This window comes from Paraburkholderia sp. Clong3, assembly GCF_050436485.1.
Classification (GTDB): Bacteria; Pseudomonadota; Gammaproteobacteria; order Burkholderiales; family Burkholderiaceae; genus Paraburkholderia; species Paraburkholderia tuberum.
In genome coordinates, this window is the sequence record NZ_JBNDMH010000003.1 from 2,185,001 (window position 1) to 2,208,376 (window position 23,376).

General features: G+C 65.8%; 24 protein-coding genes and 1 pseudogene. 13 read left to right on the plus strand and 12 right to left on the minus strand.

Features of this window, described 5'->3' with window-relative positions; all coding sequences use genetic code 11:
- Positions 1-9: 9 nt before the first annotated feature.
- From OKW30_RS33405 to OKW30_RS33440, 8 genes are all read right to left on the minus strand, one after another.
- Complete coding sequence (locus OKW30_RS33405) at positions 10-1,287, minus strand: hypothetical protein (RefSeq protein ID WP_429348733.1); 1,278 nt, start codon at positions 1,285-1,287, stop codon at positions 10-12.
- Positions 1,287-2,930 carry a hypothetical protein gene (locus OKW30_RS33410; protein WP_429348734.1) on the minus strand — a complete coding sequence of 548 codons (1,644 nt, stop codon included), beginning with the start codon at positions 2,928-2,930 and terminating at the stop codon, positions 1,287-1,289. Before OKW30_RS33410 ends, OKW30_RS33405 begins: the two co-directional genes overlap by 1 nt.
- Positions 2,931-3,230: 300 nt before the next feature.
- Positions 3,231-4,394 carry an enoyl-CoA hydratase/isomerase family protein gene (locus tag OKW30_RS33415; protein WP_429348735.1) on the minus strand — a complete coding sequence of 388 codons (1,164 nt, stop codon included), beginning with the start codon at positions 4,392-4,394 and terminating at the stop codon, positions 3,231-3,233.
- The gene (locus tag OKW30_RS33420) at positions 4,391-5,191 is read right to left on the minus strand and encodes an enoyl-CoA hydratase (RefSeq protein ID WP_429348736.1); all 801 of its coding nucleotides are present in this window, start codon (positions 5,189-5,191) and stop codon (positions 4,391-4,393) included. The genes OKW30_RS33415 and OKW30_RS33420 overlap by 4 nt, the downstream gene beginning before the upstream one ends.
- Positions 5,188-6,105, minus strand: coding sequence for a 3-hydroxyisobutyrate dehydrogenase (gene mmsB / locus OKW30_RS33425; protein ID WP_429348737.1), 918 nt, complete (start codon positions 6,103-6,105; stop codon positions 5,188-5,190). The genes OKW30_RS33420 and mmsB overlap by 4 nt, the downstream gene beginning before the upstream one ends.
- A 31-nt stretch (positions 6,106-6,136) precedes the next feature.
- A complete protein-coding gene (locus OKW30_RS33430; protein ID WP_184062709.1) occupies positions 6,137-7,678 on the minus strand; it encodes a CoA-acylating methylmalonate-semialdehyde dehydrogenase in 1,542 nt (513 codons plus the stop codon).
- 116 nt (positions 7,679-7,794) lie between these two features.
- Positions 7,795-9,486 carry an AMP-binding protein gene (locus OKW30_RS33435; protein WP_429348738.1) on the minus strand — a complete coding sequence of 564 codons (1,692 nt, stop codon included), beginning with the start codon at positions 9,484-9,486 and terminating at the stop codon, positions 7,795-7,797.
- A gap of 153 nt (positions 9,487-9,639) precedes the next feature.
- Complete coding sequence (locus OKW30_RS33440; RefSeq protein ID WP_429349214.1) at positions 9,640-10,773, minus strand: acyl-CoA dehydrogenase family protein; 1,134 nt, start codon at positions 10,771-10,773, stop codon at positions 9,640-9,642.
- 221 nt (positions 10,774-10,994) lie between these two features.
- Between OKW30_RS33440 and OKW30_RS33445 the strand changes: the two genes are divergently transcribed.
- The 7 genes from OKW30_RS33445 to OKW30_RS33475 all read left to right on the plus strand — a co-directional run bounded on the left by OKW30_RS33445 (position 10,995) and on the right by OKW30_RS33475 (position 17,825).
- On the plus strand, positions 10,995-12,041 hold the full coding sequence (locus OKW30_RS33445; RefSeq protein WP_184062714.1) for an AraC family transcriptional regulator: 1,047 nt from the start codon (positions 10,995-10,997) through the stop codon (positions 12,039-12,041).
- Between the two features lie 85 nt (positions 12,042-12,126).
- Positions 12,127-13,755 carry an NfeD family protein gene (locus OKW30_RS33450; protein WP_184062716.1) on the plus strand — a complete coding sequence of 543 codons (1,629 nt, stop codon included), beginning with the start codon at positions 12,127-12,129 and terminating at the stop codon, positions 13,753-13,755.
- Positions 13,752-14,522, plus strand: a complete 771-nt coding sequence (locus OKW30_RS33455) for a slipin family protein (protein WP_184031463.1) — start codon at positions 13,752-13,754, stop codon at positions 14,520-14,522. The genes OKW30_RS33450 and OKW30_RS33455 overlap by 4 nt, the downstream gene beginning before the upstream one ends.
- 214 nt (positions 14,523-14,736) lie before the next feature.
- Positions 14,737-15,003, plus strand: a complete 267-nt coding sequence (locus OKW30_RS33460) for a DUF4148 domain-containing protein (RefSeq protein WP_184062720.1) — start codon at positions 14,737-14,739, stop codon at positions 15,001-15,003.
- Between the two features lie 140 nt (positions 15,004-15,143).
- Positions 15,144-15,638, plus strand: coding sequence for a YaiI/YqxD family protein (locus OKW30_RS33465; RefSeq protein WP_429348739.1), 495 nt, complete (start codon positions 15,144-15,146; stop codon positions 15,636-15,638).
- A 165-nt stretch (positions 15,639-15,803) separates the two neighbouring features.
- Positions 15,804-17,105, plus strand: coding sequence for an NCS2 family permease (locus OKW30_RS33470; RefSeq protein WP_184054534.1), 1,302 nt, complete (start codon positions 15,804-15,806; stop codon positions 17,103-17,105).
- Positions 17,106-17,291: 186 nt separating this feature from the next.
- On the plus strand, positions 17,292-17,825 hold the full coding sequence (locus OKW30_RS33475; RefSeq protein ID WP_429349215.1) for a cytochrome b: 534 nt from the start codon (positions 17,292-17,294) through the stop codon (positions 17,823-17,825).
- Between the two features lie 165 nt (positions 17,826-17,990).
- Here the strand turns inward: OKW30_RS33475 and OKW30_RS33480 are convergent, their stop codons facing one another.
- Positions 17,991-18,281, minus strand: a complete 291-nt coding sequence (locus OKW30_RS33480; protein ID WP_026226687.1) for a DUF1488 domain-containing protein — start codon at positions 18,279-18,281, stop codon at positions 17,991-17,993.
- Positions 18,282-18,586: 305 nt separating this feature from the next.
- On the opposite strand from OKW30_RS33480, the gene OKW30_RS33485 reads away from it, so the two are divergent.
- Positions 18,587-18,895, plus strand: a complete 309-nt coding sequence (locus OKW30_RS33485; protein WP_184062727.1) for a 2Fe-2S iron-sulfur cluster-binding protein — start codon at positions 18,587-18,589, stop codon at positions 18,893-18,895.
- Positions 18,896-18,949: 54 nt separating this feature from the next.
- Here the strand turns inward: OKW30_RS33485 and OKW30_RS33490 are convergent, their stop codons facing one another.
- From OKW30_RS33490 to OKW30_RS33500, 3 genes are read right to left on the minus strand one after another with little or no spacing between them, the layout of a single operon-like run.
- On the minus strand, positions 18,950-19,144 hold the full coding sequence (locus OKW30_RS33490) for a YqaE/Pmp3 family membrane protein (RefSeq protein ID WP_090806541.1): 195 nt from the start codon (positions 19,142-19,144) through the stop codon (positions 18,950-18,952).
- A 21-nt stretch (positions 19,145-19,165) separates the two neighbouring features.
- On the minus strand, positions 19,166-19,408 hold the full coding sequence (locus OKW30_RS33495; RefSeq protein WP_187626547.1) for a DUF1653 domain-containing protein: 243 nt from the start codon (positions 19,406-19,408) through the stop codon (positions 19,166-19,168).
- 58 nt (positions 19,409-19,466) lie between these two features.
- Positions 19,467-20,111: a helix-turn-helix transcriptional regulator gene (locus OKW30_RS33500; protein WP_018425410.1), complete on the minus strand. Its 645-nt coding sequence runs from the start codon at positions 20,109-20,111 to the stop codon at positions 19,467-19,469.
- Between the two features lie 237 nt (positions 20,112-20,348).
- Here OKW30_RS33500 and OKW30_RS33505 point away from each other — a divergent pair, with 237 nt between their 5' ends.
- From OKW30_RS33505 to OKW30_RS33525, 5 genes and pseudogenes are all read left to right on the plus strand, one after another.
- The gene (locus OKW30_RS33505) at positions 20,349-20,567 is read left to right on the plus strand and encodes a hypothetical protein (protein WP_184062730.1); all 219 of its coding nucleotides are present in this window, start codon (positions 20,349-20,351) and stop codon (positions 20,565-20,567) included.
- 605 nt (positions 20,568-21,172) lie between these two features.
- Positions 21,173-21,454, plus strand: a complete 282-nt coding sequence (locus OKW30_RS33510) for a hypothetical protein (RefSeq protein ID WP_184062731.1) — start codon at positions 21,173-21,175, stop codon at positions 21,452-21,454.
- 135 nt (positions 21,455-21,589) lie between these two features.
- Positions 21,590-21,859 (plus strand): translation initiation factor IF-1, encoded by a 270-nt coding sequence (gene infA / locus OKW30_RS33515; RefSeq protein WP_184031475.1) that lies wholly within the window; start codon positions 21,590-21,592, stop codon positions 21,857-21,859.
- A gap of 352 nt (positions 21,860-22,211) precedes the next feature.
- Positions 22,212-22,377: pseudogene (locus OKW30_RS33520) on the plus strand (cyanate transporter); the annotation flags it as partial.
- A 419-nt stretch (positions 22,378-22,796) separates the two neighbouring features.
- A complete protein-coding gene (locus OKW30_RS33525; protein WP_187616258.1) occupies positions 22,797-23,372 on the plus strand; it encodes an ANTAR domain-containing response regulator in 576 nt (191 codons plus the stop codon).
- Positions 23,373-23,376 lie beyond the last annotated feature (4 nt).

Consider the following 23,376-nt stretch of genomic DNA (forward strand, 5'->3'; position numbering starts at 1 on the left):
CGCGCATCGTCACCTCGCCGTGACGGTGTCCTTCGCGGCGTCGTTGGCGGCATCCTTGCCGTGAGCCGGATCAGGATGATCATCTTTCGCGCCATGAAAGATATGCTTGAAAAGTTCCTTGTTCTTTGCGCCATTCAAGAGGTTTCGCAGCGCGGCTTCGTCATCGGCCGGCTTGAACGAAAGCACTCTCTTGCGGTAGCGCTCCCTGCGTTCATCGAGCATGTAACTCGCCGGTAGCGGCAGTTCGCGGCTGCCCACGTCGAGATCGATGCCTTCGAAGGTCAGCAGCCCCGCATCGTGATTGATGAAGCACGCGGGAGGCTTGGTCCGGTCGATCACGTAGACGCACTGCTTCTGCAGATTGCCGGCGTCGGGCAGCTTGCCGCGGAAGATCTTGTCACGCAGGAACGTGCACATTTCTTCCCAGCACTCCTCGGTGGATTTTCCCGCCGCGCAGGACCGCAAAATTTCGGTCTTCAGAATGGCCTCTGGCACGGCATAGTAAATCGGATAACCCGCCCTCAGGTAAAGTTGCAGTTGCAACACTTCGTAACAGCGGCCCAACGCATGGATCGACGGCACGAGCAAAGACCGTTCATCCGACTCGTCGCCTTCGGTGGGTCCGGTCGCCGTCTGACTGCGGATCGACGGATGTTCCGGCAGCCCGGAATTCTCCGGTTCCGGCTGTCCGCCGCCCCACAGGATCAGATCGCGAAACAGGATCATCGGCAGGAACGAATGGACGATCAGATCCGTCGACGCCCTGCGTTTGGCGCGCTCGTTCGCATCGGCTTCCACCGGCAGCGTGGGATGCCACTTGCGCGACGAGCGCACGATATCGCCGATCGCCTTCGCCACGCAGATGCCGTTCGGTAGCCCGCCGCCCTCCTCGTCGGCCCAGGTCTGCACCAGGTCCCACGGCTCGCCGATCGGCACGCCGAGAAAGTAAAGACCGAGCGACACCGCCGTCAGCAACTCGACGTAGAACTGATTCGCCTGATATGGCGCCGCAGGAATGCCCCGCATCAACTGCGAATCGGCGAGCAGCTTCTTGCCCGATCCGACCTTGCACAGCGCGCCGGCGCAGTGCTTGAGCCGGTCGACGAGACCGCGCACGTCGCGACCGGCAAGCGGCGACTGCCCGCCGACCAGATGGTGTCTGACGATCAGCGAGATCGGCGTCGTGAAGTTCGACCGGTCCGTGTTTTTCGTCGGCACCACGATGCACATCACCAGGTCGCTGATGATCTCCAAGTCGGCCAGCATCGCATCGATGGAATTAGTCATCACTCGACCTCCGCTGCTATCTCTTCGATCGACGGATCGTATCGGCCGTCGATGATCGCCGTCTGCCCCGGCTCGGACGTGGCGATGATCGCCACGGCATCCCGGATCAATCCCTTGCAGCGCGCGGCCAACACTCGCTTGCGAATTCCCGATGGCGCGTCTCCTTCGTTCGCCCATTCCTTGAATCCGAGTCTTTCGAGTACGTGATCCTCGTTCTGTCCGAAGGTGGCCGCGCCGTCCGCGGGTATGGCCTGATGGGCATCGGTCAGGCAGGTGCAGATGTACTCCTCGACGGTCGGGCCACGCGCCGCCAGCGTTTGAATTTCACGCTTGGCCCAGCGGGCGAGCGATACCGAGATCTCATCCATGTCGTGCGTCAGGTTGCGCACCTTGACGTCCTTGCCGCGATCGTCGCCGAGAATCTGATAGACGGTCCGGTCGACCACATGCAGCCACAGCGAAGTCTGCGCAATGCGGATCTTGTGTTCGCACGCGACGTCTTTCGAGTCGGCCTCGAGCTCGCGCCGTACGTGCCACAGCACGACGTAATGCCATACGAGTCCAATGAACTTGCCGAAGAAGAGTGCCTTGTCCTGCATCGAGCCGTCGTCGAACTCGGGATATTCGAGAGGCGTCACCAGCGTCATCTTCGTGCGCGCGCCTTCCTTCAAGGTCCGATAGAGCGTCGCCGCGGGGCTGCTGCGATAGCCGTCCCAGGACTCGCGCGCCCACCATTGCTTGTCGATATCGAAGAAACGATAGATCGAAAAAATGCCTTTTTCAGACTCCTGAACGTTCGCCGCGCCGCCGTGAGGCTGGTGCGCCGCGCCCGGCTGCAAGCGCTGCCTCTCCTCTGCGCGGGACTGGTCGTGGTTCGGGTCGCGATAGGCGTCGTAAATCACGCGAAGACCATAGCGGGTTCCCATCGCGTTATCGATGCTGGCCACCTTGTCGCTGAGTTCCTTGCGGATGGTCTCGAGCACCGCTTCCTGCTCGTCGACGAGCTTGCGTTGCTGCTCGAGCGCGGAATAGTGTTCGGCGGCCACGTAAATGGCGGCGAGCGCCAATGCGAGTACGACCGCATCGGTATAGCCCTCCCATATCTCTCCGCCGAACAGCAATACCGCGGGGACGTAGCAGAACACCGGAATGCACCAGCGCGACGCGAACCAGGTTCGCAGGATGCCGACTACACCCTTCGAGCGGGAGTCGACGTCGGGAGCGGCCTCGCCTTCCTCTTCCGCGATACGCTTCTTCTCCTCGAACTCGCGTTCCGCGATGGTCCGCGCCCGTTCTTCTTCTCCACGGCAAATGTGGACATAAAACACGAGGAACGTGAAGGCCGTGACCAGCAACGCAAGCAGCCAGCTCTCGCCCATGCTGGTTGCGCGATCCGCGTCGCTGACTTCCTTCATCACCGCGGCGATCTTTTTAACGCACTCGATGCCGGGAGGAAAGCAATCCGCATCCGGCACGCGATGCGAAAAGGTCACCATCCAGTAGATACCGCTGCCCACCAGAACCGCAATGCCGCCTAGCGCGGTGAGGGCGAGCTTTTTTGCATGAGGGCCCTGATCGAGGTGGGAAGCGGGTTTGTCGCCGAAGGGTTTGGAGCGGCGATTCTCATCTGACGGCTTTTCCATACGCATTGCCTCCTGATCGATCAAGAGCACGGGAATGCGGGAAGCGGTGACGTATAAACGCACCGTAGGTCGGACGAGCGCCGTGATGAGGGCTGCGAGCAGGCTTTGCCGGTCGGGACGGGGCTGAACTATCTATCTAAGATTGCGCCCGGAAAGATGTCAATCGGCGCGCGTAGTCTGTGTCCGCCACACCACAATTGGCACCGGCGGCTGATGGGCGGGACATGCCAGGCAGAGCTAAGGGCGGGCGCGCGTGCGCCGGGCCGCGCGCCCCGCGCGGCATGCGATACGCCGCGCAAGTCAGTCGCCATGCTCCGCGCCCAGCGCCGCCAGCGGATGCGCGTCGCCGTGCCACGGCGAACTCAGGAAATGCCGCACGCGCTCGGGTTGCACATCGGCGAGCGTCGCCGGTGACCAGCGCGGCCGACGGTCCTTGTCGATCAGTTGCGCGCGCACGCCCTCGCGGAAATCGCCTTCCTCGATCGAGCGCTTCACGATGCCGAGCTCCATCCGGAAGCAATCGGCAAGCGTCATCTGCCGGCCGCGCAGCAGCGCTTCGCGCGTCACGTGCAGCATCGTCGGCGAATGGGCGGTCAGTGCGTCGTAGGTCGCCTGCAGCCATTGCCGCACCTCGCGCGGCGGTTCGCGTTCGAGATCCTGACGCAGTGTCGCGACGATGCGCTCGACGCCCGAACGCCGGTCGAAGTGGCGCAGGATCAGTTGCGTCAGCGCGCCGAGCGGCGCGTGCGGCACGATATTGCACGGCGGCTCGAACACGGCGCGCAGCGCGTCGATGCGCTCGCCGTCGTGCGACATGCGCTGCAAACGTTCCTCGAAGCTCGCGAGCCAGTCGGCCGGCACGCACAGGTCGGCCAGTTGCAGCCGCATCGCATCGGCGCCCGCAAGCGTCGCGCCGGTCAGCCCGACATACAGCGCAAGCTCGGCCGGCATCACGCTCAGAAAGCGGCTCGCGCCGACGTCGGGCAGGAAGCCGATGCGCGTCTCCGGCATCGCGATGCGGCTGCGTTCGGTCACGATGCGCAGCCGCGCCGCCTGGCCGAGGCCCATGCCGCCGCCCATCGCGATGCCGTCGAGCAGCGCGACCACCGGCTTCGCAAACGTGTGCAACGCGTAATCGAGCCGGTATTCGTCGACGAAGAACGCGAGCCAGCGTGGGTCGCCCTGCGTCGCGAGCCGATGTACCTCGCGCACGTCGCCGCCCGCGCAAAAGCCCTTGTCGCCAGCGCCCTTCAGCACCAGCGCGACGATCCCGGCATCGGTGCGGCAATGCTCGACCAGCACCGCGAGTTCGCGCACCATCGCGTGCGACAGCGCGTTGAGCGCGGCAGGCCGGTTCAGCGTGATGATCGCCACGCGGTTGACGACGCGAAACAGCACGTCGGGTTCGGCTTGCGTGTTCGTCGCGGCGCGCATTTCGACCGCAAAGCCGTGCGAAGTGCTCATTGCTGCGTCTCCCCCGATGCACGGCTCGTCTGCCAGCGCGGCGCGCGTTTTTCGAGGAACGCGTTGACGCCCTCGCGCTGATCGGCGCCATCGAACAGATCGACGAAGCGCTCGCGTTCTAGCGCGAGCGCGGCGGCGCGCGGCACGCCATGCCGCGCCTGATGGATCAGCTCCTTGCTGAAGCTGACCGCCTGCGGGCTCAAACCGGTGACGCGCTGCGCCATGTTCAATGCGGCTTCACGCGCGGCGCCGCGCTCCACCACTTCTTCGACGAGACCGATGCGGAGCGCGGTCGCCGCATCGACGCGCTCGCCGGTCAGAATCATCCGCTTGGCCCAGCCTTCGCCGACGAGCCACGGCAGCGTCTGCGTGCCGCAGCCGCATGGCAGCAGACCGACCGCCGTCTCGGGGAGCGCCAGCACCGCATGCTGCTCGGCGATGCGGATATCGCAGGCGAGCGCGCATTCGAGACCGCCGCCCATCGCAAAGCCGTTGAGCGCCGCGATGACGACGGGCCGCGCGTTCTGCAGCGATTCGAAGGCCGCGCCGAAACGCGCGGCCGCGGTGCGCGCGACTTCGCGATTGCCGTCGGCGAACGTGTTCAGATCGGCGCCCGCGCTGAAAAACTTCGGACCGTCGCCGGTGATCACGAGCGCGCGCACGCGCGCATCGGCGTTCAACTGCTCGACGGTGCGTTGCAATTGCAGCAGAGCGTCGGGCGTGAAAGCGTTCGCGAGCGGCCGTTTCAACGTGATCAAAGCAACGGCGCCGTCATGTGCGTAATCGAGGTCGATCATTGCGTGCCTCCCTGGCCGTTACCGCCGCGCTCACGCGAGCGATACAGCTTGATCACCGCCGAAAAGTCCAGGCGCCCCGCGCCGTTCGCGCTCATGGTTTGATAGAGCTGCTGCGCGAGCGCGCCGAGATAGACCGGTTGACGCACGCCGCGCGCGGCATCGGTGGCGAGGCCGAGGTCTTTCAGCATCAGGTCGGTGCCGAAGCCGCCGGTATAGCCGCGCGAGGACGGCGCGGTCTCGATCACGCCCGGCATCGGGTTATACGTGTCCGAACTCCAGCAGCGCCCGGTCGACGTATTGATGATGCTACCGAGCACCTTCGTGTCGATACCGAGCGCCTCGCCGAGCGACATCGCCTCGGCGACGCCCGCCATCGAGATGCCGAGCACGAGGTTGTTGCAGATCTTCGCGACCTGGCCCGTGCCGGTGTCGCCGCAATGCACGATGTTTTTTCCCATCGCCGACAGCACTGGCTTGACCTGCTCGTACGCGCTCGCACTGCCGCCGACCATGAAGGTCAGCGTGCCCGCCGCCGCGCCGCCCGTGCCGCCCGAGACCGGTGCATCGACGAAGCTGTTGCCATGAGCCGCGGCGAGTTCGGCAAACGCTTTCACGCTGGCGGGATCGATCGTGCTCGAATCGATGATCGGTACACCCGGCGCGATGCCGGCGAGGATGCCATCGTCCGCGACGAGCACGCTGCGCACGTGAGCCGCGGCGGGCAGCATCGTGATCACGCATTCGACGTCGCTCGCGGCGGCTTGCGGTGAGCGGGCCGGCTGCGCGCCCGCGTCGACGAGCGTGCGCACAGCTTCCGCGCTGAGGTCGAACACGTTGAGCGCGTGGCCCGCCTTCAGCAGGTTCAGCGCCATCGGCGCGCCCATATTGCCGAGTCCGATAAAGCCGATCTTCATGATGTCGTCTCCGGGTGTGCCCTCAGTGCCTTCAACGCAGGCGGATCGTCGTGTTGACGCCATCGTTGACGGTGTCGTCGTCGAACCAGCGCGCGGTGACCGTCTTGGTCTGCGTGTAGAACTGCACGACCTGCTTGCCGTAGGGACCGAGATCGCCAAGCTTCGAGCCGCGCGAACCGGTGAAGCTGAAAAACGGCACCGGCACCGGGATCGGAATGTTGATACCGACCTGGCCGATATCGATCTCGCTCTGGAACTTGCGCGCCGCCGCGCCGCTTTGCGTGAAGAGGCCGACGCCGTTGCCGAACGGGTTCGCGTTGACGAGCGCGATAGCATCGTCGAGCGTCGCCACGTTCAGCACCGCGAGCACCGGCCCGAAGATTTCGGTGCGGTAGATTTCCATGTCGGCCGTCACGTCGGTGAACACCGTCGGGCCGATGAAGTTGCCCTGCTCGTAGCCGTGCACGTTCACATCGCGGCCGTCGAGCGCGAGCGTCGCGCCCTCTTTCACGCCAGCGTCGATCAGACCGAGAATGCGCTGCTTCGCGGCGCGCGACACGACCGGCCCGACATCGGTGCCCGGCTCGTGACCCGCGTTGACCTTCAGCGTCTTCGCCTTCGCGACGAGCTCGGGCAGCCACTCGCGCGCGGCACCGACCAGCACCGCCACCGAACTCGCCATGCAGCGCTGACCGGCCGCGCCGAACGCGGCGCCGGCGAGCGCGTTGAGGGTCTGTTCGCGATTCGCGTCGGGCAGCACGACCGCGTGGTTCTTCGCGCCCATCATCGACTGCACTCGCTTGCCGTGTTCGCTGCCGAGGCGATACACGTGCGTGCCGACCGCCGTCGAGCCGACGAACGAAATCGCCTTCACCAGTTCATGCGTGCACAGCGCATCGACGACTTCCTTGCCGCCGTGCACGACGTTCAGCACGCCCTTCGGCACGCCGGCTTCGAGCGCCAGTTCGACGAGCTGCATCGTCGACAGCGGGTCCTGCTCGGATGGCTTCAGCACGAAGGTATTGCCGCACACGAGCGCCATCGGGAACATCCACAGCGGGATCATCGCGGGGAAATTGAACGGCGTGATGCCGACGCATACGCCGAGCGGCTGGCGCAGCGTGTAAGTGTCCACACCACCGGCGACGTTCTCGGCGAACTCCCCCTGCTGCAACGTGCCGATCGAACACGCGTGCTCGACGACTTCCAGACCGCGGAAGATGTCGCCCTCGGCATCGGGAATCGTCTTGCCCTGCTCGGCCGACAGCGTCTTCGCGATGCGCGGCATATGCTCGCGAATCAGCGCCTGGTACTTCAGCATGATGCGCATGCGCGCGCCGATCGGCGTCTCCTTCCACGTTTTGAACGCGGCATGCGCGCTATGCACCGCCGCGTCGACTTCAGCGACGGTCGCGAACGGCACGCGCGCGAGGACCGCCTGCGTGGCCGGGTTCACGATATCGCGCCACTCGGTCGTCTTCGATTCGACGAACTCGCCGTTGATCAGCAGTTTGACGGTGGCCACGGCGCCGGCAACGTCGCGGCCGGTCTCGTTCGAAGCAAGGGTGCTCATGCTGAAACTCCTGTGATTAGAAAACAGTGCCCCGACGCGTCGAATCCAAAGCTCGAATTCAACGCGTGCGATTCAAACCGGGGCGGCAAACCAGCAATGGCGAGGAATAAAGACAGTCACCGCAAGTCGGGAAAATCCTCTTCCCAATACTCGTCCGGCAGACGCGCGGGCTCGGCCGCGCGCTCCATTTCGCGGCGCCGCAATTCGACGCGGCGGATCTTGCCGGAGATCGTCTTCGGCAGTTCGCTGAATTGCAGACGGCGAATCCGCTTGTACGGCGCGAGTTTTTCACGCGAGAACGCGAACACCGCGCGCGCGAGTTCGGGACCGGCTTCGTAGCCGTGACGCACGGTGACGAACGCCTTCGGCACCGACAGACGCAACGCGTCCGCGCTCGGCACGACGGCCGCCTCGCCGATCGCCTCGTGTTCGATCAGCACGCTTTCGAGTTCGAACGGACTCAGGCGATAGTCGGACGACTTGAACACGTCGTCCGAGCGGCCGACGTACACGTAGTAGCCGTCGTCGCGACGCAGCGCGACATCCGACGTGCGATAGAGGCCGTTGCGCATCGACTGCGCGGTCGCGTTGGCGTTGTTCGCGTAACCCGTCATCAGGCCGAGCGGCCGTTCGGCGAGCGGCAGCGCGATTTCGCCTTCGCCGACCGGGTGGTCGTCGGCGTCGAGCAGCTCGACCCGGTAGCCCGGCAGCGGACGCCCCATCGAGCCGGCCACGACCGGCTGGCCCGGCGAATTGCCGATCTGGCAGGTCGTTTCGGTCTGGCCGTAGCCATCGCGAATCGTAATGCCCCACGCGTGCTTGACGCGCTCGATGACCTCCGGATTCAGCGGCTCGCCGGCGCCGACGATTTCGCGCAGCTTCACCGGATAGTCGCCGAGCGGCTCCTGCACGAGCATGCGCCAGACGGTCGGCGGCGCGCACAGCGTGGTGACGTTGAAGCGCACGAGCGCGGCGAGTGTGTCTTTCGGCACGAAGCGCGGGACGTTGAACACGAACACGCAGGCCTGCGCGTTCCACGGCGCGAAGAAGCAACTCCACGCGTGCTTGGCCCAGCCCGGCGAGCTGATGTTCCAATGGATGTCGCCGGGCTGCAGGCCGATCCAGTACATCGTCGACAGATGCCCGACCGGATAGCTCTGGTGCGTATGCTCGACCAGCTTCGGCTTCGAGGTGGTGCCGGACGTGAAGTACAGCAACAGCGGATCACTGGCGTGGGTGACGCCCTCCGGCGTGAAATGCGGCGAAGCCTCGTACGCGGCGGCAACATCGATCCAGCCGTCGCGCGGCGCACCGACCGACAGGCGGGTGAGCGGCACGTCGAGCGCATCGAATTTGCCCAGCTCCGCGCTGTCGACCACGACGAACTTCGCGCCGCCGATCTGCACGCGGTCGCGCACGTCGTCGGCGGATAGCTGCGTGGTGGCGGGCAGCACGATCGCGCCGAGCTTCATCGCGGCGAGCATCACGTCCCATAGCTCGACGCGGTTCGGCAGCATCAGCAGCACACGGTCGCCGCGGCCGACGCCCGCGCCGCGCAGAAAGTTCGCCATCCGCGACGAGCGCTCCGACATCTGCGCGTACGACAGACGCAGGCCGTCGCTGGAAGGATCGTCGACGATCCACAGCGCGGGGTTGTCGTTGCCATGCGCCATCGCGTCGAAGTAGTCGAGCGCCCAGTTGAACTCGCCGAGCGCGGGCCACGCGAATTCGCGGTACGCGCGCTCGTAGTCGGTGCGATGGCGCACTAGCAGATCGCGCGCTTCGAGAAAGGCTTTCGCTGCTGTCATCGTCGTCTCCTGTCGACCAGAGTTAGCGCTTTAGCGCTTACTCCGGTCCCATGCAACGTAGTTGCGAGTGGCGCGGTCCGCGCTCGGTTATTTTCGCCGCGGTGATCCAGGCGAGCATCCACGGCCAGGCTATTGTGCGCTCAAACGCCGCCCTCAAACATGGCGCGCGATCACCATCCGCTGCACTTCGCTCGTCCCTTCGTAAATCTGCGTGATCCGTGCATCCCGATAGTGGCGCTCGACCGCATAGTCCTCCAGATAGCCGTAGCCGCCATGAATCTGGATCGCGTTCGAACAGATCTCCTCCGCAAGCTCCGACGCAAAAAGCTTCGCCTGCGACGCCTCCGACAGACACGGCCGCCCCGCCGAGCGCAGCCGTGCCGCGTGATGCACGAGCAGGCGCGCGGCATTCAGGCGCGTCGCCATGTCGGCAAGCATGTTCGCGATCGTCTGGTGGTCTTTCAGCGGCTTGCCGAACTGTTCGCGCTCGTTCGCGTAGCGGCGCGCGGCGTCGAACGCGGCGCGCGCAATGCCGACTGCCTGCGCGGCGATGCCGATGCGCCCGCCTTCGAGATTCGACAGCGCGATGCGCAGACCCTCGCCCGGCTCGCCGAGCAGATTGGCCTCGGGCACCGCGCACTGATCGAGCGAGATCGGACAGGTGTCGGACGCGCGAATGCCGAGCTTGTGCTCCGGCCGGCCGACGTCGAAACCCGGCGTCGAGGTCGGCACGATGAAGGCGGACAGGCCGCGCTTACCGCGCTCGGGATCGGTGACCGCGAACACGATCGCGACACCGGCGCGCGCACCGTTGGTCACGAACTGCTTGCTGCCGTTCAGAATCCACTGCCCGTCGCGCCGCTGCGCGCGGGTGCGCAGATTGTTCGCCTCGGAGCCCGCCTGCGGCTCGGTCAGGCAGAACGCACCGATCGTCCGGCCGTTGGCGAGCTCGCGCAGATAGCGGTCTTTCTGCGCGGCGCTGCCGAAGTTCAGGATCGGCGCGCAGCCGACCGAGTTGTGCACGCTCATCAGCGTCGCGCAGGCGGCGCAACCGGCCGCGATCTCTTCCAGCGCGAGCGCATAGGCGACGTAATCGGTGTAGGAGCCGCCCCACTCGGCCGGCACCATCATGCCCAGAAAGCCGAGTTCGCCCAGCTGCGCGACGACCTCGGCCGGCAGTTGCGCGTCGCGATCCCATTGCGCCGCGTGCGGCGCGAGACATTCGGTCGCGAAGTCGCGCGCGGCGTCGCGGATCATCCGTTGTTCGTCGGTGTAGAAGCTGTCCATGACTGCGTCCTCGTTGGTGCTGGCGGCCGTGCTGGCGATCGCGGTGATGCGGCAAGTGTAGGCAAGCGGCCCGCGCCGTTCGATGCTCGCTCCGCTCATTCTTGCTGAGCGCTTTTGCCATCCTGCTACCATGCACGTGCATGGAGCCTCGCCATTTCGAGGGCTTCATGAACCACGGTCCAGCCTATGCTGAGCGCTTTTGCCAGAAAAGCCGAATCCCGATGAAAAGCGACAAAGGCACGATCTCCGTCAGTCTCGTCGAGGAAACGCTCGCGCTCGCGACGGCGCGCGGCCTCGACGCGCGAACGCTCGCCGAAGCGGCCGGCATTGCCGCGGCGATGCTCGCGTCGCCGAAAAGCCGCGTATCGTCGGCGCAATACGGCGCGCTGTGGGCCGGCATCGCACGCGCGCTCGACGACGAATTCTTCGGCCAGGACTCGCATCCGATGAAAAGCGGCAGCTTCATCGCGATGACGCAGACGGCGCTGGGCGCGCGCAACGGCGCGCAGGCGCTTGCGCGCGCGGTCGGCTTCATGCGGCTCGTGCTCGACGATCTCGGCGCGACGATCGACACCGACGCGCAGCGCGTGCGCCTGAAGTTCGTCGAGCGCGCGGGCACGCGCAAGCCGGCGATGTTCGCTTACGCGACGTATTTCATCCTCGTGTACGGGCTCGTGTGCTGGCTCGTCGGCCGGCGCATTCCGTTGCTCGAAGCGCGCTTTCGCTGCGCCGCGCCGCCGGCCGCGCACGAATACCGGCTGATGTTCTGCGAAGAGATGTATTTCGACGAGCCGGAGTCGTCCGTCGATCTCGACCCTGCGTTTCTGGAACTGCCGGTGATCCAGACTTCGCGCTCGGCGCGGCCGTTTCTGCGCGATGCGCCGGGCAGCTTCATCGTCAAGTACCGCAATCCGGGTTCGCTCGCCGCGCGCGTGCGCAAGACGCTGCGCGCGCTGCCGATGTCGGGCTGGCCCGCGGCCGATCAGATGGCCGCGCGCCTGCACGTCGCCGAGGCGACGATGCGGCGGCACCTGAAGCAGGAGGGCCACACGTATCAGTCGATCAAGGACGCGCTGCGGCGCGACATCGCGATCGCCGAACTGCAGCGCACGCAGCGCACCATCGCCGATATCGCCAACGCCGTCGGCTTCGCGGAGCCGAGCGCGTTTCATCGCGCGTTCCGCAAATGGACCGGCATGCGCCCGACCGACTATCGGCCGGCCCGGGCCGCGGGGCTCGATCTCACGCGACGCGCCGAATCGGACTAAGCTTTAAGCGGCAACAGGCCAGCCTTGATCGAGGGTAGGGGCCCGCGCCGCCGGTTCGCACCGGCTGGCGCGACGGCCGTCAGCGATGAACACGACTCCGCGTCTCCCGCTCCGGCAGTCCGGTCCGCGCAGGCCGCTTATCCGCGGCGGCATCGTGGGCCGTTTGATGCGCGGCATCGCCGTGCTCGGCGTGCTATGCGCGTTCGGCTTCGCGACGCGCGAAGCGCTGGCGCCGCTGCAAGCGGCCAATGCGGCAAGCGCGGCGAACGTCGCCGCCGCGACCGCCAACAGCGTCGTCGTGATTCCGGTGAATGGCGCGATCGGACCGGCCACCGCCGATTTCATCGTGCGTGGTTTGCAGCGCGCGGCCAGCGAGCGCGCACAGCTCGCGGTCCTGCAACTCGATACGCCCGGCGGCCTCGATACGTCGATGCGGCAGATCATCAAGGCGATCCTCGCCTCGCCGGTGCCGGTCGCAACCTTCATCGCACCGAGCGGCGCGCGCGCGGCCAGCGCCGGCACCTACATCGTCTACGCGAGCCATATCGCGGCGATGGCGCCGGGCACCAACCTCGGCGCCGCGACGCCGATCCAGATGGGCATCGGCGGCAACGAGCCGCCCGCCGGCGGCCCGCCGGTAACGCCAGCCACCCCAGGCACGCCGGGGCTGCCGGACATGCGCACGCTGCCTGGCGGCGCGTCCGCGCCTGCGCCTGCGTCACCCGGCGCATCATCCGAAGCCGCCAGCGCTCTGCCGCTCGACACCCAATCGACCGAACTGCGCAAGCAGGTCCACGATGCCGCCGCCTACATCCGCGGCCTCGCGCAGATGCGCGGCCGCAACGCCGACTGGGCCGAGCGCGCGGTCCGCGAAGCGGTGAGCCTGTCCGATGAGGAAGCGCTCGCGCAGCACGTCGTCGATATCGTCGCGCGCGACGTGCCGGACCTGCTGCGCCAGCTGGACGGCCGCACGTACGTCACGAGCGCGGGCAGCGTCACGCTGCACACCGCGCATGCGCCGCTGATCACGCTCGAACCCGACTGGCGCAGCCGCTTTCTCGCCGTGATCACCGATCCGAGCGTCGCGCTGATTCTGCTGATGCTCGGCATGTATGGCCTGTTCTTCGAATTCGCCAATCCGGGCTTCGTGCTGCCCGGCGTGGTCGGCGCGATCAGCCTGCTGCTCGGCCTGTTCGCGATGCAGATGCTGCCCATCAGCTACGTCGGCCTCGGGCTGATCTTTCTCGGCATCGCCTTCCTGATCGGCGAAGCGTTCCTGCCGACCTTCGGCTCGCTCGGCTTCGGCGGCGTGGTCGCGTTCGTGGTCGGCGCAACGATGCTGATGGATACCGACGTGCCCGGCTACGGCATCCCGCTGCCGCTGATCGCCGCGGTCGTCGTGTTCAGCGTCGCGTTCGTGCTCGGCGTGTCGCGGCTCGCGCTGCGCGCGCGGCGGCGGCCGGTCGTGACGGGCTCGGAGGCGCTGATCGGCTGCGTCGGCGTGGTGCTGGACGGCGGCTTGCTGCCCGAACCCGAACACGCGGCAGGCGGCCCGCTGGCCGGCTGGGCGCGCGTGCACGGCGAGCGCTGGCGCGTCTCGAGCACCACGCCGGCCGCGCCGGGTCAGAGCGTGCGCGTGACGGCGCGCAACGGCCTCACACTGACCGTGGTGCCCGTTACGTCGGTCGACGCCTTACAAGGAGAACGCTCATGATCGGCTTCACATTCGGCTTCGGCAGCATCCTGATCCTGCTCGTGGTCGCGCTGATTGCGTCGTCGGTGCGGATTTTTCGCGAGTACGAACGCGGCGTCGTGTTCATGCTCGGCCGCTTCTGGAAGGTCAAGGGGCCCGGGCTCGTATTGATCATTCCGATCGTGCAGCAGGCGGTGCGCATGGATTTGCGCACCATCGTGTTCGACGTGCCGACGCAAGACGTGATCACGCGCGACAACGTGTCGGTCAAGGTCAACGCGGTCGTGTATTTCCGCGTCGTCGATCCCGAGAAGGCGGTGATCCAGGTCGCGCGTTACTTCGAGGCGACCAGCCAGCTGGCGCAGACGACGCTGCGCGCGGTGCTCGGCAAGCACGACCTCGACCAGTTGCTGTCGGAGCGCGAGCAGCTGAACACCGACATCCAGAAAGTGCTCGACTCGCAAACCGACGCGTGGGGCATCAAGGTATCGATCGTCGAGATCAAGCACGTCGATATCAATGAAACGATGATCCGCGCGATTGCGCGTCAGGCCGAAGCCGAGCGCGAACGGCGCGCGAAGGTGATTCACGCGGAAGGCGAGTTGCAGGCATCGAAGCAGTTGCTGGAGGCGGCCCAGACGCTCGCGCGGCAACCGCAGGCGATGCAGTTGCGCTATCTGCAGACGCTGGTGACGATCGCCGCCGACAAGAACTCGACGATCGTGTTTCCGCTGCCGATCGACCTCGTGAGTGCGGGGCTGGAACGCTTCAACAAGCCATCGGCGTGATAGGACGATATTTGTCAGGACATCCATTCGGCGCGGATTAGCGTCGACGTTTCGGCATACCCGCCCGCTTGCGCGTTGCTTGCGCTGACGTGGCGAACGAGGCTCGCGGCGGGTTCGATTTGCCGGCAGAAATGGTGCGTTGCTTGTACCGCCTTACCCGGCGCACCGAAAAACCACCAGGTCCGGCTGTTTTTCCGCTTCGCAGGAGCCCGCCATGAAACTGTCTTCCCGCATTGGACTCGGCGCGCTGTTGGCCGCCGTGGGTATCAGCACCGTCTACGCGCAAGCGGTGACGCAGCCCGCCGACCCGTCGGCGCCGAAAACGCGCGCCCAGGTCCGCGCTGACCTCGCGGAATGGCTCGCCGCCGGCTACGACCCGCTCGACTGGATCAACTATCCGGAGAACGCGCAGCGCGCGGGCCGCATCGTCGCGCAACACCGCGAGCAGCAGCAAGGCAACGCCCCGACGGCCGTGCAGTAAAGCGGTCGCGGCTGGCGTAGTCGCAGCCTGAATGCCGCCCGCCGCGAGCGGCATGGCACGGCTTGCGTCGCGGCAAGGTATCATCCGGTCCCTCCATCCCCCACGCAGCAAACCAGCCGCACACAGCCGGAACCCGCGCCATGCCAATCTGGGTCGATGCCGACGCCTGCCCGGCCGTCGTCAAGGACATGCTTTATCGCGCGGCGCGCCGGACCGGCATGCCGCTGACGCTGGTCGCCAATTCGTTTCTGCGCGTGCCGCCGTCGCCGCTGATCCGCGCGATCCAGGTGCCGGCCGGCTTCGACGCCGCCGATCAGTTGATCGTCGAGCGCGTCGTCGCGGGCGACCTCGTGATCACCGCCGACATCCCGCTCGCCGCCGCCGTGCTGGCAAAAAATGCCCACGCGCTCGATCCGCGCGGCAACTGGTACACGCGCGGCACGATCGAAGAACGGCTGCGCATGCGCTCGATGCTCGACCAGTTGCGCTCGAGCGGCGTCGACACGGGCGGGCCGGCCGCCTTCAGCGCGCGCGATGGCAAGGCGTTTGCTGGCGAACTCGATCGCTGGCTCGCGCGTCAGGCGCCTCGCGGTGATGCGCAGGCGCCACAGTCGCACGGCAAACCGCCCGCCTGACGGGCCCGGGCGGCCTGCTGGCGCCGCCACAGGCGCCGGGGCGCTGCCATTCGTGATTACAATTCCGCCGTAACGCTGCCGCGCGGCCTGCCTTGCCGCGCCGCGCTGTCACCGCCTCGATGACAAAAACACTGTCTGAACGACGAAAGAGAGAAAACCCGCCACATGGACTCGATCAAACGCTACTTCGGCTTCGACGCCGTCGACACCAACCTGCGCACCGAAGTGCTAGCCGGCGTGACCACTTTCCTGACGATGGCCTACATCATCTTCGTGAACCCGGCGATTCTCGGCGACGCCGGCATGCCGAAGAGCGCGGTGTTCGTCGCGACCTGCCTCGTGGCCGCGCTCGCGTCGCTGATCATGGGTCTGTACGCGAACTACCCCATCGCGCTCGCGCCCGGCATGGGCCTGAACGCGTACTTCGCATACACGGTCGTCAAGGGCATGGGCTACACGTGGCAGGCCGCGCTCGGCGCGGTGTTCATCTCCGGGTGCCTGTTCCTGATCGTCACGCTGTTCCGCGTGCGCGAGGTGATCGTCAAGGGCATTCCGCATTCGATCCGCATCGCGATCACCGGCGGCATCGGTCTCTTTCTCGCGATCATTTCGCTGAAGTCGGCCGGCGTGGTGGTCGGCAATCCGGCCACGCTCGTGACGCTCGGCAATCTGCATGACCCGCACGTCGTGCTCGCGGCGGTCGGCTTCTTCGGCATCGTCACGCTGGATCATATGCGCGTGCGCGGGGCGATCCTGATCGGTATCGTCGGCGTGACGATCCTGAGCTTTTTCTTTGGCGGCAACCAGTTTCACGGCATCGTGTCCGCGCCGCCGTCGATCGCGCCGACGCTGTTGCAGCTCGATATCCGCAGCGCGCTGTCGAGCGGCGTGCTGAACGTGGTGCTGGTGTTCTTCCTCGTCGAGCTGTTCGATGCGACCGGCACGCTGATGGGCGTCGCGAACCGCGCGGGGCTGCTGGTGGAAGGCAAGATGCATCGCCTGAACCGCGCGCTGCTCGCGGACAGCACCGCGATTCTCGCCGGCTCGATGCTCGGTACTTCGTCGACGACGGCGTATATCGAAAGCGCATCGGGCGTGCAGGCCGGCGGCCGTACTGGCATGACCGCGATCACGGTCGCCGTGCTGTTCGTCGCGGCGCTGTTTTTCGCGCCGCTCGCCGAAGTGGTGCCGCCGTATGCGACCGCGCCCGCGCTGCTGTACGTGTCGTGCCTGATGCTGCGCGAACTGGTCGACCTGCCGTGGGACGACGCGACCGAAGTCGTGCCGGCCGCGCTCACCGCGCTGCTGATGCCGTTCACCTACTCGATCGCGAACGGCGTCGCGTTCGGCTTCATCTCGTACGCGGGACTCAAGCTGCTGACGGGCCAGGCACGCCAGGTGAAGCTGGTCGTGTGGATCATCGCGGCGATTTTCCTGTTCCGGTATTTCTATCTCGGCAGCGAATGAGGAGGTCGCGCTCGCGCGGCCGGGGGGTCGAATGTGTCGTCGGGTTCGGGGACCGTTTATCATCCGATGTTTCGAATGATGATCGACCGGGTCGCGATAGACCGGGTCGCGATAGACCGGGTCGCGATCGACCGGGTCGCGATCGACTCGGTCGCCGCGGCACGGGTCGCCACCCCAGGAGCCTTGATGTCCTCATATAACCGCACGACGGACCGCTACACGAAGCCCGCGATTTTCTTCCACTGGATGATTTTTCTGCTGGTCGCGCTGGCCTATCTGGCCATCGAAATCCGCGGCCCGCGCGGCTCCGACGGCCGCGCGTTCTGGACCGGCGTGCATTATTGGGCCGGCACGCTGGTGCTCGGGCTGGCCGTGTTGCGGCTGCTGTGGAGACTGTGGGCCGGCGCGCCGGAGGAGCTCGAAAGCAATCGGCTGCTCGCTTTTCTCGGGCGCTCCGCGCACCTCGCGCTCTATGTGTTCATCTTCGCGCAGCCGCTGCTCGGCATGCTGATGGTCAATGCGGGCGGGCGGCCGGTGTCGCTCGCATGGACGGACATCAGCTTCACGCTGGTGCGTGCGGATGCGATCGCGCGGCCGCTGTTGAAGGACGCGCACGAGTGGCTCGGCAACGTGTTCTATTGGGTGATCGGACTGCACGCGCTCGCGGCGATCGCGCACCATGTGGTGTTCAAGGATCGGGCGCTGCGGCGGATCATTTGAAAGTAATGGAGTTGGCTGCCTGCCGCCGATGCATGGCACGCGGTCGCGGCTTGCGCGCAGGCCAGCCAGCGGCAGCGGCACGGGTGAATCCGAACTTCGCGCTTCGGCAGCAGTCGCGCTTGCCGAAGCTGCGGTACCGGTAGCCAGCCGATAATTTCAGATCGGTCAGTTACGCCAGTTCGCCTCGTAAAACCGCACGTAACCGCTTCTGAGCACGAGACACTGCGCGCGCGTTTCCGACAACAGCCGGCGCGTGGCGGCCTCGATGCGCGGCCGGTGCGCGTCGAAAGCGACGATCATGTCCTCCAACCGGGGGGACGCAGCGCCGAAGTGATCTTCGAGCGCTTCCGCGGTGATCATGCACTCCACCCTCTGCCCATCGACCATTGCCGGAAACGCCAAAGTAAGTTCGCGACCTGAATATTCAGGGGCTTCGTTCGGGAATTGGATCTGCATGGGAGTCACCTGGAAGAGTGCGCGCACGATGCGCTCGGGTAATGCACGCGCTGATTGCTTGCTATCGCGTCCGCCGCTCGTTCCTCCTTGTCCCATGCAGCCGACGCGGGCCGTCGCCTCGACGCGGCATCGTCAGTTCGCGCCACGCGGAGGTGAATTGATTTACTTTAGACGAGTTCGGGCCAGGTGCAAGATTTCCCCGATTTTTTCTTGAAGGCGCGACTGACGCGCCGATGTTGCGGCGCGGCATAAAGCGGTGTCCGATCCCGTGTAAAGTGTCGCGCACCTAGTCATTGACCTGCACGATGTCCGCCCCCACCCGCCCGCCTGTGGTTCGCGTCGAACCGCTCGGCCAGAGCTTCGAAGCGCCCGATTCGCTGACGATTCTCGAAGCCGCCGCTTTCGCCAATCTGCGTTTGCCGCGTTCGTGCCGCAACGGCACGTGCCGAACATGCTTGTGCCGGATGACGTCTGGGCGTGTGCGCTACTCGATTGAATGGCCCGGCGTGAGCCGCGAGGAAAAGGCGGACGGTTATATCCTGCCGTGCGTGGCGGTCGCGGAAACCGACGTGGTGATCGAAGTGCCGGATGCGGTCGCGATACCGGCACGGTGAGCGGGAGCGTAGGGGCCTGGCGCCCCGCTAGCCGACGCTTTCACGCGCTGTGTCTTACCGCCCGTTGCCCATTGCGCGGGCAATTTTCTTGTCCGTGTTGTACTGGCTCAGCGAATACACCGACCAGATGGCCGCCGGCACCCAGCCGATCAGCGTGATTTGCAGAATCAGGCAGATGATGCCCGCAAACGGACGGCCGATCGTGAAAAACTGCAGCCACGGCAGAATGATGGCAAGCAAAAGACGCATTCGGTTTTCCTGTTCCTGTGATTACGGCAGCATGGGTGAGTCCGCGGGGGACGCATCTGCCTCGTTGCTGAACTCATCGAGCGGCGCAAAACGCGGCACCTTGATGCCTTCCTGCTCAACCAGCTCGAAAAACACCGTCGCTGGACGGGTCCAGATCGTACCATTGGCCGCCTTGTAGACGATCATCGTGACCGTCGGATCCGATTCGAGCGTGGCCTCGCAGACCAGTTCGTAAATGCCGCCTTTGTAGTGTCGGTAGCGCATGGTCTGTGGCCTTATTTTGGGCGTCGTCGATGCATTTTCAAGCACGGCGCGCCTGAGCTCAGCCGCCCTCTTTCATCTGCTTCAGGATCTTGTAGACGGTCGCGCGGCCCATCGTCAGCACCGCGGCCACGTAATTCGCCGAGCTGCGGCCGCGAAACGCGCCCTGCGCGTGCAGCGCCTCGACGATTTCACGCTTGTGCTCGCGCGTCAGCGCATTGATGCCGATTTGCCGGTCGCGCAGCCACGTGTGCAGATACGTGTTGATGCGGTCCTGCCAGTCGTCGCGGAACAGATCGTCGGCAGGCGCGTCCGTCATCGCGCCGCCCTTGATGAACAGATCGAGTGTCGAGCGCACATCCTCGAACACCGCGATGTTGAAGTTCACGCACAGGATGCCGGCGGGCTTGCCGTCGTCGTCGAACAGGATGTTGCTCACGCAGCGCATGCGGCGGCCGTCCCAGTTCAGCTTCTCATAGGGGCCGATGGTCTGGCCGCGCGCCGCGAAGTGCGCGTCGTCGAGCACCGACGGCGCGCCCACTTCGAGCCGCGACAGATTGTTCACCAGATACGCGATGGTCTGATCGCGCAGATCGTGAATCACCACCTCGGCGCACGGATAGAGCAGCGCGGCGATGCCGTCGGCGATCGGCGCATAGCGCTTCAGCAGCAGGTCTTTGACAGGAGACACGTTCGGGTTGCGCATGGAAAAAACGCGAGGTTCGAAGGAGGCGGCGCGCAATAGCGGATGACGACGAAGCCAGATGCCCGCAGTGGACGCCGGCGCGCCCGCTCGGTCCGAAATTCAGGAAGTCGCCATTGTAGCGGCCTCGCGCTGGCGCCGCGACTCGAGGCCGGACGGCAATTTTGTCTACCTCGCGAGCGCATTTTTTTCGTGCGATAAACACTGATCCGCCGACACCCAACCGAACGGAGCCAACCGATGGCCACACTCGAAGCGCTTCGCGCCGTGCTCGACGACAAGCGCACGCCGGAGATCATTCGCAACCACATCATCGATTCGCTGCAGTACGCGCTGCGCAACCATGGTCAGGTCTTCACGGCCAAGGAAGTCGAATGGTTGACCGGCTGGGACGATGCGCGCCTGCCGCGGGCGGCCGCGCGCGAATTGCAGAAGCGCGTCGCCGAGACGTCGCGCTGACGCACGCGTTCGCGCACGCGTTCGGATAGCGAGCCTCGCGCGCGCCACTCGCGCAATTCGCGCGTCCGTCGCCCGTCCCGCCTCCGACACGACTTCGCCAACCGCCCGCGAAGCCCTGCCAGTCGGGCGTTCCGGTCGTGCGCTGAAGTTTGCACTATCCAATCAGGGCTATTTCAGGCATCATATTGCAATAGTTGCACCTCGCACCCATATAGCACTGGCAGCACCAGGCAGTCTCAACCCGGCATCTCCGCACCACCCCCGACTGTTCGACCGCCCTTTATCGGCGATCCCGTCACTCCGGCAATGCGCCGCCCGCATTCGCCGTCGCGAGAAGTACACCGAGCGGTTCAGCATCATGCGTCCGGCGCCCGAATTGACGCGCCGCTTCAGCGTTTTTTCGGTCGAATCCGCGTTTTCGCGCGACCGCTCGAGCCATTGTCATTGAGCCCGCCGGGTCTAGCAGGCCTGTGCCAACCATTTTTAACGCGGCGCGCCCGTCGGTGCTGCGCCGCCGGTCCGCGCCGTGACGCGTCAAAGGAGCGTTGCCGGAAGCAGCGCCCCGCAGGCGGCGCGTGGACCACGCAATACAGGACATGTTTCTCATGAATCCAGCAGTCAAGACCTACAAGGGTTACGAAATTCACCCGCTCGTTTATCCGCGCCGCCCCCCGGGCGCGCAAGCGACCCGCAATCCGGGCGCCGGTTACGACGCGTCGGTGCGCATCTGCCGCGTCGGCGCCAATCCGGCGGCCGACGGCCGGGTATTTCGCCTGCAGTATCTGTTTCCGTTCGACGGCATGGGCAAGGCGCGCATCGCGTGCATGGCGCATGCGGAACGGCTGATCGACGGCCAGGTGAGCGGTCAGTCGGTCACCGATCTTTGAGCGGCGTCATCGGCGCGTCACTCATGTCGCGCAGCGTGCTTTCGGGCGCCGCTGCTTTTCAAACGAATCCACAGTCGCGCCGCTCGCAATGCCTGCGGCCGGTTTCCCCTTTATCCCATCGACCAGGAGTTATGCATGGCGAAAGAAGAACTGCTTGAACTTGACGGTATCGTCGACGAAGTGCTTCCGGATAGCCGCTACCGCGTGACGCTCGACAACGGCGTCGTGGTCGGCGCCTATGCGTCCGGGCGCATGCGCAAGAACCATATCCGTATTCTCGCGGGCGATCGCGTGACGCTCGAATTGTCGGTCTACGACCTGACCAAGGGGCGGATCAATTTCCGCCACAAGGACGAGCGTGCGAGTGGCGGCGGTGCCCCACGGCAAGCGGCGCGGCGGAGGTAAGCAGGGGTCACGGCGCCGCCCTGCGTACCTGTGATGTTGTGCAGGCGATGCGGGCAGCCCGCCCGAACCCATGCGAAAGCGCGAGGCCCCACAGACTCGCGCCATACCTTCCGACTCCGCGTTCTGCTTGAACGCGCTACGTCAGCCTCGCCGCCCAAGCGCGTGAAATAGACGTCTTCCCTGACATTCGGGATGCTTTCCAGCGCATGCGCGAACGTCGTACGCCGCAACACGCGCGGCGTCTTGATTGGAATCTGGCGGCACGCCGCTTCGGCGACCGCGCACGTCGCAGCACGTCTCGCTAAACTCCAAACACCGCCCCCAAATCCTCCCCACCCGCGCTTTTGCGCACCTGCTCGACCACCCGCTCCTCCAGCTCCATCTGCACCCGCTGCTGACCTCGCTCAGCCCGTTGACGACGGCGATTCGCGACGCGACCGGCTTGAGCTTCTACGGCGCGTCATTGCTGACCAGTCTGCCGGTGGTCGCGATGGGCGCCGGCGCGTTCGGCGCGGCGGTTGCGCCGCTCGTGGCCGGCATCGTGCGCGACTGGAGCGGCGGATTCGTCGCCGCGTGGATCATGCTCACCGGCTGCATCGCCGCGATGATGGCGGTGACCTTGCTGTTTTCACCGCGCAGTTATTCGCGCTGGCTTTAAGGCTCCAAGGCTGCGGCCGCTACGAACGCGCTGCGCCGCTTCGGTGCATCGGGCGTCCGCTGTCCTGCATGCCCCTCGCCGGTGCAGCGCGACCGGCGTGGCCGCGTCACCTCTTTCGCGGACGATTCGCAGCGATCGCCCGCAACAAACCCCAATTGATCCCCGCCATTCGCGCGAATGCGCTCACACACCTCGCCAAGCCCCGTCGCGCGAAGACTGGCATATCCATTGCTTTACCCATTGCTCTACTGTTGGTCAGATGTCCCTTCCCCCGACTCCATGCTGCGTGTTCTCCTTGTCACCGACACCGACAAACCCATCGGCGATCTGCGCGACGCGCTCGCCTGTCTCGGCTGCGAAATGCTCTCCGGCACCGCGACGCCGCAGGCGCTGCATCGCGCGGTTCAGGACGAGCGGCCCGACGTCATCATCATCGATACGGAGTCGCCGTCGCGCGATACGCTCGAACAGCTCGCCGTGATGCACGCGAGCGCGCCGCGCCCCGTGCTGATGTTCAGCCACGACGCGAACCAGCAACTGATCCGCCAAGCGGTCAACGCGGGCGTCACCGCGTATCTGGTCGAAGGCCTCGCGACCGAGCGGCTCGCGCCGATTCTCGAAGTCGCGCTCGCGCGTTTCGCGCAGGAGTCGCAATTGCGCGAGCGGCTCGCGCAGGCCGAAAACGAACTGGCCGAGCGCAAGCTGATCGATCGCGCGAAACGCCTGCTCATGGATCAGCAGAAACTCACCGAACCGGCCGCCTACGCGAGTCTGCGCAAACGCGCGATGAACCAGGGCGTCAAACTCGCCGAGGTCGCGCGCGAGGTCGTCGCGTCGGCCGGCTCGCTCAAATGATGCG

Bases quoted from the DNA above. Each gene is read 5' to 3' on its own strand.
- OKW30_RS33405 (WP_429348733.1), bottom strand. From the start codon at position 1,287: ATGACTAATTCCATCGATGCGATGCTGGCCGACTTGGAGATCATCAGC.
- OKW30_RS33410 (WP_429348734.1), bottom strand. From the start codon at position 2,930: ATGGAAAAGCCGTCAGATGAGAATCGCCGCTCCAAACCCTTCGGCGAC.
- OKW30_RS33415 (WP_429348735.1), bottom strand. From the start codon at position 4,394: ATGAGCACTTCGCACGGCTTTGCGGTCGAAATGCGCGCCGCGACGAAC.
- OKW30_RS33420 (WP_429348736.1), bottom strand. From the start codon at position 5,191: ATGATCGACCTCGATTACGCACATGACGGCGCCGTTGCTTTGATCACG.
- mmsB (WP_429348737.1), bottom strand. From the start codon at position 6,105: ATGAAGATCGGCTTTATCGGACTCGGCAATATGGGCGCGCCGATGGCG.
- OKW30_RS33430 (WP_184062709.1), bottom strand. From the start codon at position 7,678: ATGAGCACCCTTGCTTCGAACGAGACCGGCCGCGACGTTGCCGGCGCC.
- OKW30_RS33435 (WP_429348738.1), bottom strand. From the start codon at position 9,486: ATGACAGCAGCGAAAGCCTTTCTCGAAGCGCGCGATCTGCTAGTGCGC.
- OKW30_RS33440 (WP_429349214.1), bottom strand. From the start codon at position 10,773: ATGGACAGCTTCTACACCGACGAACAACGGATGATCCGCGACGCCGCG.
- OKW30_RS33445 (WP_184062714.1), top strand. From the start codon at position 10,995: ATGAAAAGCGACAAAGGCACGATCTCCGTCAGTCTCGTCGAGGAAACG.
- OKW30_RS33450 (WP_184062716.1), top strand. From the start codon at position 12,127: ATGAACACGACTCCGCGTCTCCCGCTCCGGCAGTCCGGTCCGCGCAGG.
- OKW30_RS33455 (WP_184031463.1), top strand. From the start codon at position 13,752: ATGATCGGCTTCACATTCGGCTTCGGCAGCATCCTGATCCTGCTCGTG.
- OKW30_RS33460 (WP_184062720.1), top strand. From the start codon at position 14,737: ATGAAACTGTCTTCCCGCATTGGACTCGGCGCGCTGTTGGCCGCCGTG.
- OKW30_RS33465 (WP_429348739.1), top strand. From the start codon at position 15,144: ATGCCAATCTGGGTCGATGCCGACGCCTGCCCGGCCGTCGTCAAGGAC.
- OKW30_RS33470 (WP_184054534.1), top strand. From the start codon at position 15,804: ATGGACTCGATCAAACGCTACTTCGGCTTCGACGCCGTCGACACCAAC.
- OKW30_RS33475 (WP_429349215.1), top strand. From the start codon at position 17,292: ATGTCCTCATATAACCGCACGACGGACCGCTACACGAAGCCCGCGATT.
- OKW30_RS33480 (WP_026226687.1), bottom strand. From the start codon at position 18,281: ATGCAGATCCAATTCCCGAACGAAGCCCCTGAATATTCAGGTCGCGAA.
- OKW30_RS33485 (WP_184062727.1), top strand. From the start codon at position 18,587: ATGTCCGCCCCCACCCGCCCGCCTGTGGTTCGCGTCGAACCGCTCGGC.
- OKW30_RS33490 (WP_090806541.1), bottom strand. From the start codon at position 19,144: ATGCGTCTTTTGCTTGCCATCATTCTGCCGTGGCTGCAGTTTTTCACG.
- OKW30_RS33495 (WP_187626547.1), bottom strand. From the start codon at position 19,408: ATGCGCTACCGACACTACAAAGGCGGCATTTACGAACTGGTCTGCGAG.
- OKW30_RS33500 (WP_018425410.1), bottom strand. From the start codon at position 20,111: ATGCGCAACCCGAACGTGTCTCCTGTCAAAGACCTGCTGCTGAAGCGC.
- OKW30_RS33505 (WP_184062730.1), top strand. From the start codon at position 20,349: ATGGCCACACTCGAAGCGCTTCGCGCCGTGCTCGACGACAAGCGCACG.
- OKW30_RS33510 (WP_184062731.1), top strand. From the start codon at position 21,173: ATGAATCCAGCAGTCAAGACCTACAAGGGTTACGAAATTCACCCGCTC.
- infA (WP_184031475.1), top strand. From the start codon at position 21,590: ATGGCGAAAGAAGAACTGCTTGAACTTGACGGTATCGTCGACGAAGTG.
- OKW30_RS33525 (WP_187616258.1), top strand. From the start codon at position 22,797: ATGCTGCGTGTTCTCCTTGTCACCGACACCGACAAACCCATCGGCGAT.